Below are 14062 nucleotides of genomic sequence, written 5' to 3'. Positions count from 1 at the left end.
TTACCGGACATACCGGCCGCGACTTCTTATGCTTCTCGGCTATGGCCCGCCGTGTCGCCGTCCTGCTCGCCGTTGTCTTCGCGATGCTGCTCTCGATCACCGTGACACCGGCGGCGCACGCCGAGTCCTATCTCGCGGCGGCCGGGGTGGAGTCGAAGTATGCGCGGCCGGGACCGTGGACCGTCACCGCGCAGCACGCCTTCACCTGCTGCGATTCGACGGGCGCGGCCTTCGACATCTGGTATCCGGCGGAGCTGGGCGCGGGCGGGTTCCGGCATCCGATCATCAGCTGGGGTGACGGGACCAACGCGCATCCGGAGCAGTACGACTATCTGCTCCGGCAGCTGGCGTCGTGGGGATTCGTGGTGATCGCGACCGAGAGCAGCCAGACCGGATCCGGGGCGGACATCGTGGGGGCGGTGGAGAGGCTGGTGGCACTGGCCGCCGATCCGGGGAGCGTGTTCCACGGCAGGCTGGATGCGGAAAAGGTTGGCGCGGTGGGGCATTCGCAGGGTGCGAGCGGCGCGCTCAATGCCATGCTGCGGCCGGGCAGCCGGATCAGCACGGTGGTGCCGATCGAGTTGCCGATGCAGGTGTTGTGCGGGACCGGGTCGTGGTGCCCGGACACCGGCCGCCTCACCGCCGGATCGGTGTTCCTGATCAACGGTTCCGAGGATGTGTTCATCTCACCCTCCGAGCAGGGGTTGCCGGCGCAGGTCGTCGGATTGCAGTCGGTGCGGGCGTATTACGAGGCGATTCCGGCGGGGATACCGAAGGTGTGGGGCACGCTGGTCGGGCCGAATCACAATGACGTGCAAGGGCAGCCGGATTGTGCGCGAGCGTCGTTCCCGTGCACCACCGGGGTCTACGGATACCTCGGCTATCCCACCGCCTGGCTGGCGGCGCGGCTGCTGGATGCGGCCGACGCCCGGCAAGCCTTCGAACCGGGCGGGGAGTTCTATGCGCCGAATCCGCAGTGGGTCAACCAGATCGGTTCGCTCGGCTGACCCGCCGCGATTCGGCTAGCTCACTCCGCGCGGATAATCCTGGACGAGGTGCAGTCCGCCCTGCCGCACCGGCATCTTGCCGATATCGACCGCGGTCATGGTGATGGCCACCGGGTGCCCCTCCAGCTCACCGGTGAGGATCAGCCGATCCTCCGACGGCTGCTCGAAGGTGAACGCGCCCAAGGTTTCCCGGCCCTCCGGCGGCGATTTCAAGGTGATGCGGTGCGCACTGCCGTCGATTTCAGCGAGCACCGGCACCAGGGCGCCGTCCATCCGCTGATAGGTGGCGTACTTCGCATCGTCGAACACCAGCCGCTGCCAACGGGTCTCATCGGTGAGCAGCGGCGGCACCGGCTGGCCGTCGCGGGTGAATTCGCCGACCGCCCAGATCCCGTACAGCTCGGACTTCTCCCGGCCCGGGCCCCACTTGTGCCAGCCTTCCCAGCATTCGGCCGCCTGGGCGATCACGAACCACACCGCCAGGGCCACCCCGGCGATCGCCACCATCCGCTTCCCGCGCGGGGTGCGGCCCACCTCCGGCGCGGTGGACGGACCGGTCGCCCGCCCGGCGAGCATGGTGAACAGTCGCCGCGCATCCGGAGCCAGCAGCACCAGGCACAGCAGCAGCAGATGGAACGACAGCAGCTTCACCGGCACATCGAAGGTCATGTTCAGCACCCACACCTGCGCCATGCTCACCAAGCTCAGCAACACGCCCGCGAGCGCGGTACGCGGCAGCAACAACAGCAGGCCGCCCAGGACTTCGGCCGCGCCGAGCAGGATCTCGTACACCGGCGAGGTGCCGACCTGATTCCACAGCACCGCCATATGGGTCAAGTCGCCGTACGGGGTGAGCAGCGTGTTCAACGCCGGTTCCGGCATCTGCAACGGAATCAGTTTGGCGAAGCCGTAACCCAGCATTTGCCCGGCCAGGACGAACCGGATGAACAGCAGGAACCAGGCGGACAGTCGACGGTATTCGGTGCGCCGCCGATCGAGTGCGGTCCACACCACGGTGATGGATACGGCGGCGAGCAGAATGCAGAAGCACAGCACCCACAGGTAGGTCTGATCGCCACTGCCGGAATCCCAGCGCAGGGTGGCGTCGGCGTCGAATACGGTGCGGCCCACCCATTCCACCAGGGCGTGCGGCCAGCTCACCAACCTCAGTTTGAAATCGTCGGGCAGCCATTGGCCGAAGATGCCGAGGAAGGCGAAGATCGGCTGCGGGTAGATGACGCAGAACAAGGTCAGATAGGCGACGACGAAGCGGAACCCGATGCGTGCCAGCGGATTCCAGTCACGGGCCGGTTCGGCCTCCGGTACGCCGACGGCGCCGCCCGGATCAGTGATCACCTGTGTACTCATCCACATCCTCTCGCCAACCGATTCGCTGTTCCGAGGCTAGGGAGCGGGCCCGCGCGGCACATCAGGCCGTGGCCCTGGTTTTTCCGGCGCGATATACCTCCGCAGGACTACGTGGCAGCACTACCCCGGTGCTGTTCCTATTCGACATACCCCGGAAAAAACCACGTCTCGGTCACCGGTACTGAAAGTCCGATTCACTGCACATTCGAATTGCAACAAGTTACATTTCTGGAACCCGTGTAACCGGGGTCACAGTGGGCCGAGCCGGTCCGACGCGGCTGTGCCCTCGCCGCTACACGCTCGACTCATCAGCGCGCAGGAGGCAATCGAGATGTCGGCCGACGACCCCAACCAGAGATGGGAACTCACCGTCTCCGACGGCGACGACGACGAGCTGGCGACCAAACTCGCCGGATGGCTGGCGGGCCGGGTCGACGCCGATACCCCGCCGCGGGTCACCTCGCTGACCAAACCGCAGACCGGGGGCATGTCCAGCACCACCCTGCTCTTCGACGCCGAATGGACCGAGAACGGGGAGCCCGCGGGCGGCTCGTTCGTGGCGCGCATGCCACCGACCGAGAGCTCCTTCCCGGTCTTCGAAAAGTACGATCTGGCAACGCAATACGCGATCATGGCGGGCGTCGCCGAACACACCGATCTGCCGGTGCCGCCGCTGTGCTGGCTGGAGGAGGACGCGTCCGTGCTGGGCGCGCCGTTCATCGTCATGCGGCGGGTGAACGGCATCGTCTGCGAGGACAATCCGCCGTACGTGTTCTTCGGCTGGGTGTTCGACGCCACGCCCGAGCAGCGGCTGGAGATCACCCGGCACACCGTGGACGCCATCGCCAAGGTGCACGGGATCGACAAGCCGGCCGAGCGTTTCCCCATGCTGGACGGGGAAGGGCCGGGGCTGCGCCGGCATTTCCAGGCGCAGAAGGACTGGTACGACTGGGCACTGGCGCGCGACGGATTCCGGATTCCCCTGCTGGAGCGCACCTTCGAGTACCTGGAGCAGAACTGGCCCGCCGATTCCGGGCCCGACGTGCTCAACTGGGGTGACGCCCGCCCCGGCAACATCATGTTCGAGGACGGCAAGCCCGCGGCCGTACTGGACTGGGAGATGGCCGCGCTCGGCCCGCGCGAGATGGATGTGGCCTGGCCGATCCTGATCCACCGGTTCTTCCAGGACATCGCCACCACCTTCGACCAGGCCGGACTGCCGGACTTCCTGCGCCGCAGCGACGTCGAGAAGCTGTACGAGGAAGCCACCGGGCACGCCGTGCGCGACCTGGACTGGTATCTGATCTACGCGGCGCTGCGCCACGGCATCGTGATGGCCCGCATCCGCCGCCGCATGATCCACTTCGGCGAGGCCACCGACGCCGAGGACCGCGACGACTACGTGATGCACCGCAAGCTCCTCGAGGCCCTGCTCGACGGCACCTACGCTTGGGATTGAGAGATATGAACTCGCTTATCGGACCGCTGGACGAATACCCCATCCACCAGGCCCCGCTGCCGGTGAACCGGGTCGTGCACAGCGACAAGAACTTCTACGACCGCAGCTACTTCAATGCCATCGACACCACCGGTGAGCTGATGCTCATCACCGGCTTCGGCGTGTACCCGAACCTGGGCGTCACCGATGCCTTCGCCACCGTGCGCCGCGGCGATACCCAACGCGCCGTGCACTTCTCGGACGCCCTCGAACAGCGCACCCTGGACCTGGCGGTCGGCGGCTACCGCATCGAGGTCGTCGAACCGCTCCAGAAGCTGCGCGTGATCTGCGAGCACCCGGACCTGTCCTTCGACATGACCTGGGAGGGCTCCTTCCCCGTCGTCGAGGAGGAACCGCACACCATCATCACCGGCATGAAGAAGGCGCTCATCGACGCGCAGCGCTTCGCCCAGGTCGGAACCTGGTCGGGCACACTGCATGTCGACGGCACCGACTTCACCGTCGATCCCGCCACCTGGTGCGGCACCCGCGACCGCTCCTGGGGCATCCGGCCCGTCGGCGACGGCGACCCGGCCGGCCGCGTGGCCGACGAGCCCTCCGAAGGCTTCTGGTGGCTCTACCTCCCGCTGAAGTTCGACGACTACTCCATCATCGTCATCCTCCAGGAAGAGCCCAACGGCTACCGCACCCTGAACGACGCGACCCGCATCTGGAACGACGGCCGCATCGAACAATTGGGTTGGCCCCGAGCCCATTTCACCTACAAATCCGGCACCCGCATCCCCACCGCCGTGCGCGTGGAACTCACCACCCCCGACGGCAAGCCCCTGGAACTGGAAGTAGAAGCCGGCACCTGCATAGCCCTGAACGTAGGCTGCGGCTACGGCGGCGACCCCGACTGGCTGCACGGCCAATGGAAGGGCCGCAACTGGTCGGAGAGCAAACTCTACGACCTCACCGACCCCGCCATCGCCGGCCGCATCCCCTTCGGCGTAATCGACCACGTGGGCAAAGCCCGCTGCGGCGACGCCCTCGGCTGGGGCCTCTTCGAACACGGCTCCCTCGGCCGCCACGACCCCACCGGCTTCGCCGACTGGGGCTCGGTAGCCCCCTGATCCAGCGGATCTCCAACCCACGCACCGGAGACCCGCCTGCACCGCACCCGGCCACACCCCAACCAGTGGCCGGGTGCGGTGTCCTCGTTCGACCACCGTTACGACGGCGGGTGCGCGAATGATGCTGCGGCGATGGTTATTCCGCGCGCGATCTGCTTCGGGAGGGTGAGGTCGGCGCTTTCGGCGGCCAGGAGGGCCGCCGCTTCCGCGACGCTCGGGGTTCCCAGTGCCGTGGCGGTGCGCATCGAGGGGTTGGGCACCGCCACGTCCGCGAGTTGCTCGGCGGTGAAGACGCGCACGGGCACTCCGAGGCGCGCGGCAGCGGTCCGCAATCCGGGCTCGTCAGCACGGCGATCGACCGTTGCGAGGCAGCGGATCACGCTCTCGCCCACCAGCTCCCGGACGGCGGCCTCGATGGCGTCCGCGGGAGTCCCGGGGCGCAGGCCGACGCCGACAGCCAGTCCGGCTGTGCGGGCGCGCGGATCGGGGGTCATGCGGGGGCGTGGTCGCGGCTGAAATCTGCTGCGGCGGTGATGAAGCGAGCGATGGCGGCGGGGTTTCCGGCGGGGTGGGTGTGGAGGTAGGAAGCGTGGACGCGGCGGGTGATCGCGCCTTCGCGGACCGTTTCACCCGACGGGGAGCGCCAAGCCCAGGCGTGGGGGGAGGATCCCTGGACGGTGAGACGCGTCCGGTGGAATTCGTGGCCGCGTACCCGTTCGCCTGTCGACCACAGCGGGGAATCGGTGAGGGCCACCGCGTCTCGGTAGCCGAGGGTGAGGCGGGGGCCGAATTCGGCTTCCGCGTCGATCACTCCGGCCATACGGTGGCCGTCGAGGGAGCGGGTGAGGTAGAGCAAGCCCGCGCATTCGGCGTGGATGGGCAGACCTCGATCCGCGTGTTCTGCGATCGCACGCAGGAGGGCGGTGTTGGCGGCCAGGGCGGCGGCATGCTCCTCGGGGAATCCGCCGGGCAGCACCAGAGCGGCTGTGCCCGTGGGGAGTTCGTCACGGAGCGGGTCGAAGACGGCCACCTGAGCTCCGGCGGCTTCGAGGAGTTCGCGATGCTCGGCATAGCCGAAGGTGAAGGCAGCACCGCCCGCCATCGCGACTACCGGGCCGTCGCCCGCGAGGATGGTCGCGCCGGAATTGTCCGGCAGGCCGGAACCCCCTCCGGCAGCAGGCGATTGGCCACGACGGAGGTCCGTGACACCGGGTCGGGCGATCTCGGCGAGTGGGTCCCAGGGGGCGGCGGCGGTGCTCGGGGCGGCTAGGGCGGCGACGGCGGCCAGGTCGATGTGGGCGGCGGCCAGGTCGGTCATGGCGTCCACGGCGGCGTGGGCGGCGGAGCCGTGTTCGACCGCGGGGATGAGGCCGAGGTGACGGGAGGGGACCTCCAGTTCGGCCAGGCGGGGCAGGGCTCCCAGGACGGGCAGGCCCACTCGGGCGCAGGCGGCGCGGAGGACCTGCTCGTGGCGTTCGCTGCCGACTCGGTTGAGAATCACTCCGCCCAAACGGATTCCGGTGTCGAAGGTGGCGAAACCGTGCAGCAGGGCGGCCAGGGACTGGCTGTGGCCTCGGGCGTCCACGACGAGGATGACCGGTGCGCCCAGCATCGCGGCGATCTGGGCGGTGGAGCCTTCGGCCACGGGGGCGGTGTTGTGTTCGTCGATGCGGCCGTCGAACAGGCCCATTACGCCTTCGACCACGGCGAGGTCGCAGCCGCGGCTGCCGTGGTGGAAGAGCGGCACCACACGTTCGGCGCCGACCAGGACGGGGTCGAGGTTGCGGCCGGGGCGACCGGCGGCGAGACCGTGGTAGCCGGGGTCGATGTAGTCGGGGCCGACCTTGAAGGGGGCCACGCGGTGACCGGCGCGACGCAGCGCGCCGATCAAACCGGTTGCGACAGTGGTCTTTCCGCTGCCCGAGGCGGGAGCGGCGATCACCACGGCGGGGGTGGTCACCATTCGATGCCGCGCTGGCCCTTGCGGCCGGCGTCCATGGGATGCTTCAGCTTGGTCATTTCGGTGACCAGGTCGGCGGCGTCGATCAAAGCCTGCGGGGCGTCGCGGCCGGTGATCACCACGTGCTGGTTGCCGGGGCGGTTGCGCAGGGTGTCGACGACCTCGTCGACGTCGACCCAACCCCATTTCAGCGGGTAGGTGAATTCGTCCAGCACATAGAAGCGATGCTGTTCGGCGGCGAGCCGGCGCGAGATCTCCTGCCAGCCGGCGAGCGCAGCGGCGGCATGATCCTCATCGCTCCCCTGCTTACGGGTCCACGACCACCCTTCCCCCATCTTGTGCCATTCGACGGCACCCCCCAGCCCCTTCTCCTCGTGCAACGCACCGAGCGTACGGAAAGCGGCCTCCTCCCCCACCTTCCATTTGGCGCTCTTCACGAACTGGAACACCGCCACATCGAACCCCTGATTCCAGGCCCGCAAAGCCATCCCGAACGCCGCGGTCGACTTCCCTTTACCCGGCCCGGTGTGCACCGCCAGCACCGGCTGATTCCGCCGCTGCCGAGTAGTCAACCCGTCGTCCGGAATACTCTCCGGCAACGGAACACCCTGAGGCATCGATGAGCTCCTTTCACACCCGGCCGATCAGCCGTCCGCCCCACGGTGCCACACGCCCCCACCGGCCCCGAAGCCGGGCACGACTCAGCGAGGACCACTCACGTCAACGCGTGCGCCACCGCCGAGATCACCTTCCGCGCCCCACCGAAAATCAGCCACAGCACGCCCTCGGTGGCGGCTTCGGTACCGGCCTCCGCGGCGAGACTCGGATCACCGCCACGACGCCCGGACTTCTTACGACGAAATATCCCCATACGCCCTCAACGACCGTGCGGCACGCCCGGTTCCGCAGACATGCCGGCCGGCCACGTCATGAACACATCCGCCCGACCGCATCACGGACCGTGCTCGCTCGACCGACGGACTGGCTGGGCCGCGCGGCCGGCTAGGCGGCGCGAACTCCCGCGCGCACCACGCCCGCGACCGATTCCCCGGTGAGTTCGCCGAGTTGCAGGTAGCCGCCGCGTAATTCGCGGGCGATGTCGCGGGCGAGGCCGAGGCGGATCATGCCGCGTTCGCAGTCGACGACCATGGAGGTGACGGAGTCGCGGGCCAGGAGGCGGGCGGCGGCGCGGGCGCGCGGGACCGGATCGGTGCCGCCGGTGGCGCGGCCGTCGGTGAGCAGGACGACCATCGGGCGGCGGTGGGGGTCGCGCACGTGCTCACGCTGGATGATCTCGCGCGCCTTCAGAAGTCCTTGCGCCAGTGGGGTTTTGCCGCCGGTGCGCAGATCGGTGAGGCGGCGGACGGCGATGTCGATGGAGTTGGTGGGCGGGAGGGCCAGGGTGGCTTCCGCGCCTCGCATGGTGATGACGGCTACCTTGTCGCGGCGCTGGTAGGCGTCGCGGAGGAGGGCGGTGATCGCGCCGGTGACGGCGGAGAGCCGGTCTCGGGCGGCCATGGAGCCGGAGGCGTCGACGACGAAGACGATCAGATTGCCTTCGCGGCCTTCGCGATACGCGCCGCGCAGGTCGTCCGGTTCGAAGGCGAGTGGGCCGGTGAGGCGGCCGCGGGCGAACTGGTGCGGGGCGGCGGCGAAGATGGTGCCGAGCAGGTGCAGGCCGGTGCCGGTGTCGTCGGTCGCGCGGACCACGCGGCCCTGGCGGGTGCGGGCGCGCGAACGGCGGCCGGGTGCGCCCTCGCCGACGCCGGGAACTTCCCAGCGTGGGGGTTTGGGCAGGATGCCGGCCGGTGCCGCGGCTCGGCTTTCGCGGGCTGCGCCTCGGCCGTCCTCGGGGCCCGAGGACTCCCGCTGCGATCCACACAGCAGGTCCTGGTCTCGTTTCGGGTCGAGGGGATCCGCACCGGGATCGGAGGCCTCCGGTGCGGCCTCGAGATCGGGGAAATCCGGTCCCGTGGGGCCGTCCTGCCGGTCGGCCGTGCCCGCATCACCGGACTCCTGCGGCGCGGCGGAATCCTGGCCTCCGCCAGGCGAATCCGGCCCGCCGTCAGGATCGTCGTCGCCGTCCTCGGTCTCGTTCAGCGGTCCCGCAGTCTCGTCCTGCGGAACCGCATCACCTTTTCCCGAGTCGTCACCACCCTGGCGCGCCTGCTCGTCGGCCTGAGCCATGGCGTCGTCCAGCTGTTCCTGGCTGATGCCGGGTTCATCGAACGGATCACGTCGCCGCCGATGCGGCAGGGCGAGTTCCGCGGCGATCCGCACATCGTCCTCGGTCACCGCTGTCGCCCCACGCCAAGCGGCGTGCGCGGTCGCGGTGCGCGCCACCACCAGATCGGCGCGCATGCCGTCCACGTCGAAAGCCGCACAGAGAGCGGCGATCCGGCGCAACTCGACATTGTCGAGCGCGACGTCGGGCAGCCGGTCGCGCGCGGTGAGAATCCGTTCGGCGACTTCACGATCCGCCGCCGCGTACTCGGCGGCGAAGGCGGCGGGATCGGCTTCGTAGTCGAGCCGGCGCCGCACCACCGCCATCCGCACATCCACATTCCGCGAAGCCACCACATCCACGGTGAGCCCGAACCGGTCCAGCAACTGCGGCCGCAACTCCCCTTCCTCCGGATTCATGGTGCCCACGAGCACGAATCGCGCCGGATGCGAATGCGATACCCCGTCCCGCTCGATATGCACCCGGCCCATAGCGGCCGCATCGAGCAGCACATCCACCAAATGGTCGTGCAGCAAGTTCACTTCGTCGACGTAAAGCACCCCGTGATGCGCGGCGGCCAGCAGCCCCGGCTTGAACGCCTGCTCGCCATCGCGTAGCACCCGCTCCAAGTCCAGCGACCCGACTACCCGGTCTTCGGTGGCCCCCACCGGCAGCTCGACCAATCGGGCAGGCCGAGCCCCACTCTCATCGACCACGGGCGGCAGCAACTGAGCCAGTGCGCGCACCACGGTCGACTTGGCGGTCCCCTTCTCGCCGCGCACCAGCACCCCGCCGATCCCGGGATGCACCGCGCTCAGCACCAGGGCCAGCTGCAATCGCTCCTGCCCGACAACAGCCGAGAACGGAAACCCGGCCTCCTCCCCCGAGGAACCGGCCAGCTGTGCGGATTCGGAATACGCAGTCGCAGAGGAAACGGACACGCCCCAACTCTAGGCTCGCCCTCCCGGACCCCGGGATCGGCCCCCGGCGAGCACAGGCGGCCCCCGGCGGGGCAAACGAAGCCCGCGAACACAACGCAGCCCCCGCGAATCTCGCGGGGGCTGCGGGACAACAGTTTTCAGCCGCGGCGCATCGGGATGTGCGGAATCCCGTCCTCGATGTACTCGGGCCCATCCAACTTGAAGCCGTGCTTGGTGTACATATCGACCAGATACGTCTGAGCGTTCAAACGCACTGTGGCCGAACCGGCTTCGGCCAGCGCCGCCTGGAGCAAGCGGGTGGTGTAGCCATGCCCGCGCGCCTCCGGAGCCGTGCAGAGCCGACCGATACGGAAGGACTTCACGCCGTCGTTGTGCTCTTCCAGCAGACGCAGGGTGCAGATCACCTCACCCTCGTCGTCGAGCCAGAAGTGCCGGGTTTCCGGGAGCAGGTCGAGACCGTCGAGCTCGGGGTATGCGCACTTCTGTTCGACGACGAACACCTCGACACGAAGTTTCAACAGCTTGTACAGCGTCGCGGTATCGAGATCCTCGGCCCACGACCGTTTGAGAGCAACCGTTGACATCATCGAGTCTTGCTATCACACCTAGGCGTGAGAAGCGACCCCCGAATGCTTCGGCGTGTTGACGTCGTCGAGCCGGAGGGCCTGCTGCGACCAGTCCCAGACCTCCTTGAACAGGGCCTGGTTCTCGGAGAGCTTGACGCCGAGCGAGGGCACCATCTCCTTGAGTTTCGGCTCCCAGGAAGCGAATTCGCGCGGGAAGCAGCGCTGCATCACATCGACCATGGCGCTCACACAGGTCGAGGCGCCCGGGGAGGCGCCGAGCAGACCGGCGATCGAACCGTCCTCGGCCGCGATGACCGCGGTGCCCAGCTCGAGCACGCCACCCGCGCCCTTGCGGCGGATGATCTGCACGCGCTGGCCGGCGATGATCAGCTCCCAATCCTTGCCGTCGGCACGCGGAATGAACTCCTCCATGGAGTCCACGCGCCCGGCCTGCGACTTGAGCAGCTCCTCGACCAGGTACTTGACCAGGCCCATCTCGGTGACGCCCACGCCGAGCATGGAGAACACATTGTTCGGCTTCACCGACTTGAGCAGGTCGCTGTACTTGCCGTCCTTGAGGAACTTCGGCGTCCAGCCGGCGTACGGGCCGAACAGCAGGCCGCGCTCGCCGTCGATGACGCGAGTGTCCAAGTGCGGCACCGACATCGGCGGCGCGCCGACCGAAGCCTGGCCGTAGACCTTGGCCTCGTGCTGGGCGATCAGCTCCGGGTTGGTGGCGCGCAGGAACAGGCCCGACACCGGGAAGCCGCCGAATCCGGCGATCTCCTTGATGCCCGACTTCTGGAGCAGCGGCAGCGCCCCGCCGCCCGCGCCGACGAAGACGAACTTGGCGTTGATCACGCGAACCTTGCGGGTGCGCAGGTTGCGGACCTTCACCAGCCAGGAGCCGTCGGACTGCTTGGTCAGGTTCAGCACCTGGTGACCGAAGGCGATATCCGCACCGGTGGCGCCCAGGTAGGCCAGGAGTTCCTTGGTGAGCTCACCGAAGTCGATATCGGTGCCGTAGTCGGTCCAGTTCAGGGCGACCGGATCGGAGAAGTCGCGGCCCTTGGCCATCAGCGGTAGTCGCCGCTCGAACTCGGCCGGATCGTCGATGAACTCCATGCCCTCGAACAGCGGGTGCCGCGACAACGCCGCATGGCGCTTGCGCAGGTAGTCGACGCCGTTCGCACCGTGCGTGAAGCTCACGTGCGGGATCGGGTTGATGAAGTTCGAGGGCGCGGCCAGCACGCCGTTCTCGACCGCGTACGACCAGAACTGGCGCGACACCTGGAAGCGCTCGTTGATGTCGACGGCCTTGGTGATCTCCACCGAACCGTCGGCGTTCTGCGGCGTGTAGTTGAGCTCGCACAGCGCGGAATGGCCGGTACCGGCGTTGTTCCACGGGTCGGAGGATTCGGCGGCGGCGGCCTCGAGCCGCTCGAAGACAGTGATCGACCAATCCGGCTGCACCTGACGCAGCAGGGCACCGAGCGTGGCGCTCATGATGCCGGCTCCGATGAGGACTACATCGGTCTTTTCAATCGTGGCAGCATTCGACACGGCGTTGATCGACTTCCTTGTCTATGTATGGCAACCCAGCAGCGGTTAGGTTACCCGTCGTTCACCTAGATCCGATTGTGCCCCTGGACACGCCGATTCTCCGCAACGAAAAGCCCGAATGTGAGAGATGCCTCCCGGTTTCCAAGCACGGTGGCGGCGTTTAGATTGAGCATGTGACCTCTGATACGTCATCCGCAGCCGTCTCACCCACCTCGAATCCGGCCGTCGGGACCTGGCAGCCCGATGTGCTCGGGGCCGACTATCAGCAGTTGACCCTCCCGCTCGGCCCGGACCCGGACGGCGAAGGCGAGGTGGTGGGCACGCTGGTCCGCTACCAGCCGGCCGAGGCCCCCGCCGCGACGCACGCGGTGCTGTACGTGCACGGGTTCACCGACTACTTCTTCCAGGAGCACGTGGCCGAGCACATGGCCGCGCAGGGGTACGCCTTCTTCGCCTTGGACCTGCGCAAGTGCGGCCGTTCCACGCGGGCCGGGCAGACCCCGCACTACGTGAGCGATCTGGCGCTCTACGACGCGGAATTGAATCGCGCGCTGGAGATCATCCGGGAGGAGACCGGTCTTCCCGTTCTGGTGATGGCGCACTCCACCGGCGGTCTGGTCACCGCGCTGTGGCTGCATCGGGTCAATGCCGCGGGAGGCGCCGCCACCCAGGGCATTACCGGCCTGATCCTCAACAGCCCGTGGTTCGACCTGCAAGGCCCCGCCTACTACCGCTCGATCGGCACCCCGCTGCTGGAGGGCCTGGGCCGGCTGCGCGCCTTCGCGAAGCTCCCGATGGGTGTCTCCACCGCCTACGGAGACAGCCTGCACCGCACCGTTTCCGGCGAATGGGATTACAACCTGGATTGGAAGCCGCTGACCGGTTTCCCGGTGCACGCGGGTTGGATCCGGGCGGTCCGGCGCGGGCATTTCCAGCTGCACAAGGGCCTGGATATCGGTGTGCCCGCGCTCATCCTGCGCTCCAAGGTCACCAAGTTCATGCGCGAATACGGCCCGGCCGCCGACGTGGCGGATCTGGTGCTGGATGTGCGGCAGATTCAGAAGTGGGCGGGCTCCCTGGGCGATCGCACCAATATCGTGCCCATCTCAGGCGCCCGCCACGATGTCTTCCTGTCCTCGGAAACGCCTCGCGCACAGGCGTTCTCCGAGCTCGATTCCTGGTTGAAGTGGCTGGCGGCGGCCGGTTCACCAGAAGCTGGTGCGTAGCACTACTTCCGTGGCGAGTTCGTGGCCGGCTTCCCCGGCCACGTCCGCGACATCCACCGGGACCAGGCGGAATTCGCCGTAGACGAACCGGCCCGAACCCTCCGCGACGGCGCGCGGCAGGTTCTTGGTGGCCAGCAGGGTGGTGGGGATCTCCACCGGCGGGCAGCCCGCGTCCGCGACCTGGCCGTCGACGCCCGCGGCGGCCGGGTGGCCGTGGCCCGCGGCGATCAGGCTCATGAAGCGGCCGAACCCGCGCGCGGCCAGCTGCCAGGCCAGTTGCGCGCCGCTGCCGCAGCCGACCAGGTTGGCCCACGGCACTTTGAGTTCGTCGAGGATGGCCAGCACCGTCGCGCTGTCGAGCCCGTCGCCGGGTTCGATGACGATGGTGTGCAGGTCAGAGGTCTGCAAACGGGTGCAGACCTGGTCGTATACGTCGGCCGGATCGCCCGCGTCTGGGAGTAGGAGCACGTGGTGTCGCGATTCGGGTCCTCCGACTCGCACGGTCCACACGCGGTCACCGACCGTGATCCGCCGAGATTCCATAGCGATCACGCTACAGGGCGCTGGAAACTCCCGGCTGGGTCTCGGTCAGATTGCTGTGACAAGGGTCACTTGTTCACCGCGAGTTCACTG

The 14062-nt window shown here is 68.1% G+C and carries 13 protein-coding genes; 4 read left to right on the top strand and 9 right to left on the bottom strand.

What is annotated here, in order from left to right:
* Nucleotides 1–41: 41 nt before the first annotated feature.
* The gene (locus tag NI1_RS30285) at nucleotides 42–1007 is read left to right on the top strand and encodes a poly(ethylene terephthalate) hydrolase family protein (protein ID WP_067827446.1); all 966 of its coding nucleotides are present in this window, start codon (nucleotides 42–44) and stop codon (nucleotides 1005–1007) included.
* A gap of 15 nt (nucleotides 1008–1022) precedes the next feature.
* On the opposite strand, the gene NI1_RS30280 is transcribed toward NI1_RS30285, so the two are convergent.
* The gene (locus tag NI1_RS30280) at nucleotides 1023–2375 is read right to left on the bottom strand and encodes a DoxX family protein (RefSeq protein ID WP_067827443.1); all 1353 of its coding nucleotides are present in this window, start codon (nucleotides 2373–2375) and stop codon (nucleotides 1023–1025) included.
* Nucleotides 2376–2706: 331 nt separating this feature from the next.
* Here NI1_RS30280 and NI1_RS30275 point away from each other — a divergent pair, with 331 nt between their 5' ends.
* Together NI1_RS30275 and NI1_RS30270 are read left to right on the top strand one after the other, a co-directional pair.
* Nucleotides 2707–3834, top strand: coding sequence for a phosphotransferase family protein (locus NI1_RS30275; protein WP_067827440.1), 1128 nt, complete (start codon nucleotides 2707–2709; stop codon nucleotides 3832–3834).
* Between the two features lie 5 nt (nucleotides 3835–3839).
* Complete coding sequence (locus tag NI1_RS30270) at nucleotides 3840–4949, top strand: Rv3169 family protein (RefSeq protein ID WP_067827437.1); 1110 nt, start codon at nucleotides 3840–3842, stop codon at nucleotides 4947–4949.
* A gap of 98 nt (nucleotides 4950–5047) precedes the next feature.
* Here NI1_RS30270 and NI1_RS30265 read toward each other — a convergent pair whose 3' ends face one another.
* From NI1_RS30265 to mqo, 7 genes are all read right to left on the bottom strand, one after another.
* A complete protein-coding gene (locus NI1_RS30265; protein ID WP_067827435.1) occupies nucleotides 5048–5443 on the bottom strand; it encodes a cobalamin biosynthesis protein in 396 nt (131 codons plus the stop codon).
* Complete coding sequence (locus NI1_RS30260) at nucleotides 5440–6912, bottom strand: cobyrinic acid a,c-diamide synthase CobB (protein WP_067827432.1); 1473 nt, start codon at nucleotides 6910–6912, stop codon at nucleotides 5440–5442. Before NI1_RS30260 ends, NI1_RS30265 begins: the two co-directional genes overlap by 4 nt.
* Nucleotides 6906–7526, bottom strand: a complete 621-nt coding sequence (gene cobO / locus NI1_RS30255; protein ID WP_067827429.1) for a cob(I)yrinic acid a,c-diamide adenosyltransferase — start codon at nucleotides 7524–7526, stop codon at nucleotides 6906–6908. Before cobO ends, NI1_RS30260 begins: the two co-directional genes overlap by 7 nt.
* Before the next feature lie 98 nt (nucleotides 7527–7624).
* The gene (locus tag NI1_RS38245; RefSeq protein ID WP_157535408.1) at nucleotides 7625–7780 is read right to left on the bottom strand and encodes a hypothetical protein; all 156 of its coding nucleotides are present in this window, start codon (nucleotides 7778–7780) and stop codon (nucleotides 7625–7627) included.
* A gap of 131 nt (nucleotides 7781–7911) precedes the next feature.
* Entirely contained in the window at nucleotides 7912–10074 is a 2163-nt protein-coding gene (locus tag NI1_RS30250; protein WP_084523947.1) for a magnesium chelatase subunit D family protein, read from the bottom strand.
* Nucleotides 10075–10211: 137 nt separating this feature from the next.
* Nucleotides 10212–10661 carry a GNAT family N-acetyltransferase gene (locus NI1_RS30245; protein ID WP_067827426.1) on the bottom strand — a complete coding sequence of 150 codons (450 nt, stop codon included), beginning with the start codon at nucleotides 10659–10661 and terminating at the stop codon, nucleotides 10212–10214.
* 18 nt (nucleotides 10662–10679) lie between these two features.
* Nucleotides 10680–12203, bottom strand: coding sequence for a malate dehydrogenase (quinone) (mqo, locus tag NI1_RS30240; RefSeq protein WP_084523945.1), 1524 nt, complete (start codon nucleotides 12201–12203; stop codon nucleotides 10680–10682).
* Between the two features lie 173 nt (nucleotides 12204–12376).
* Here mqo and NI1_RS30235 point away from each other — a divergent pair, with 173 nt between their 5' ends.
* Entirely contained in the window at nucleotides 12377–13429 is a 1053-nt protein-coding gene (locus NI1_RS30235; RefSeq protein WP_067827423.1) for an alpha/beta hydrolase, read from the top strand.
* Here NI1_RS30235 and NI1_RS30230 read toward each other — a convergent pair.
* Complete coding sequence (locus NI1_RS30230) at nucleotides 13409–13972, bottom strand: alpha/beta fold hydrolase (protein WP_067827421.1); 564 nt, start codon at nucleotides 13970–13972, stop codon at nucleotides 13409–13411. The genes NI1_RS30235 and NI1_RS30230 overlap by 21 nt on opposite strands.
* Nucleotides 13973–14062 lie beyond the last annotated feature (90 nt).

This window comes from Nocardia inohanensis NBRC 100128 (assembly GCF_001612945.1).
GTDB classification, from domain to species: domain Bacteria; phylum Actinomycetota; class Actinomycetes; order Mycobacteriales; family Mycobacteriaceae; genus Nocardia; species Nocardia inohanensis.
This window is presented reverse-complemented; position numbering and strand designations above follow the sequence as displayed.

Excerpts from the sequence above, each read along its gene's own strand:
- NI1_RS30285 (WP_067827446.1), top strand. The coding sequence starts at position 42 with ATGGCCCGCCGTGTCGCCGTCCTGCTCGCCGTTGTCTTCGCGATGCTG.
- NI1_RS30280 (WP_067827443.1), bottom strand. The coding sequence starts at position 2,375 with ATGAGTACACAGGTGATCACTGATCCGGGCGGCGCCGTCGGCGTACCG.
- NI1_RS30275 (WP_067827440.1), top strand. The coding sequence starts at position 2,707 with ATGTCGGCCGACGACCCCAACCAGAGATGGGAACTCACCGTCTCCGAC.
- NI1_RS30270 (WP_067827437.1), top strand. The coding sequence starts at position 3,840 with ATGAACTCGCTTATCGGACCGCTGGACGAATACCCCATCCACCAGGCC.
- NI1_RS30265 (WP_067827435.1), bottom strand. The coding sequence starts at position 5,443 with ATGACCCCCGATCCGCGCGCCCGCACAGCCGGACTGGCTGTCGGCGTC.
- NI1_RS30260 (WP_067827432.1), bottom strand. The coding sequence starts at position 6,912 with ATGGTGACCACCCCCGCCGTGGTGATCGCCGCTCCCGCCTCGGGCAGC.
- cobO (WP_067827429.1), bottom strand. The coding sequence starts at position 7,526 with ATGCCTCAGGGTGTTCCGTTGCCGGAGAGTATTCCGGACGACGGGTTG.
- NI1_RS38245 (WP_157535408.1), bottom strand. The coding sequence starts at position 7,780 with ATGGGGATATTTCGTCGTAAGAAGTCCGGGCGTCGTGGCGGTGATCCG.
- NI1_RS30245 (WP_067827426.1), bottom strand. The coding sequence starts at position 10,661 with ATGATGTCAACGGTTGCTCTCAAACGGTCGTGGGCCGAGGATCTCGAT.
- NI1_RS30230 (WP_067827421.1), bottom strand. The coding sequence starts at position 13,972 with ATGGAATCTCGGCGGATCACGGTCGGTGACCGCGTGTGGACCGTGCGA.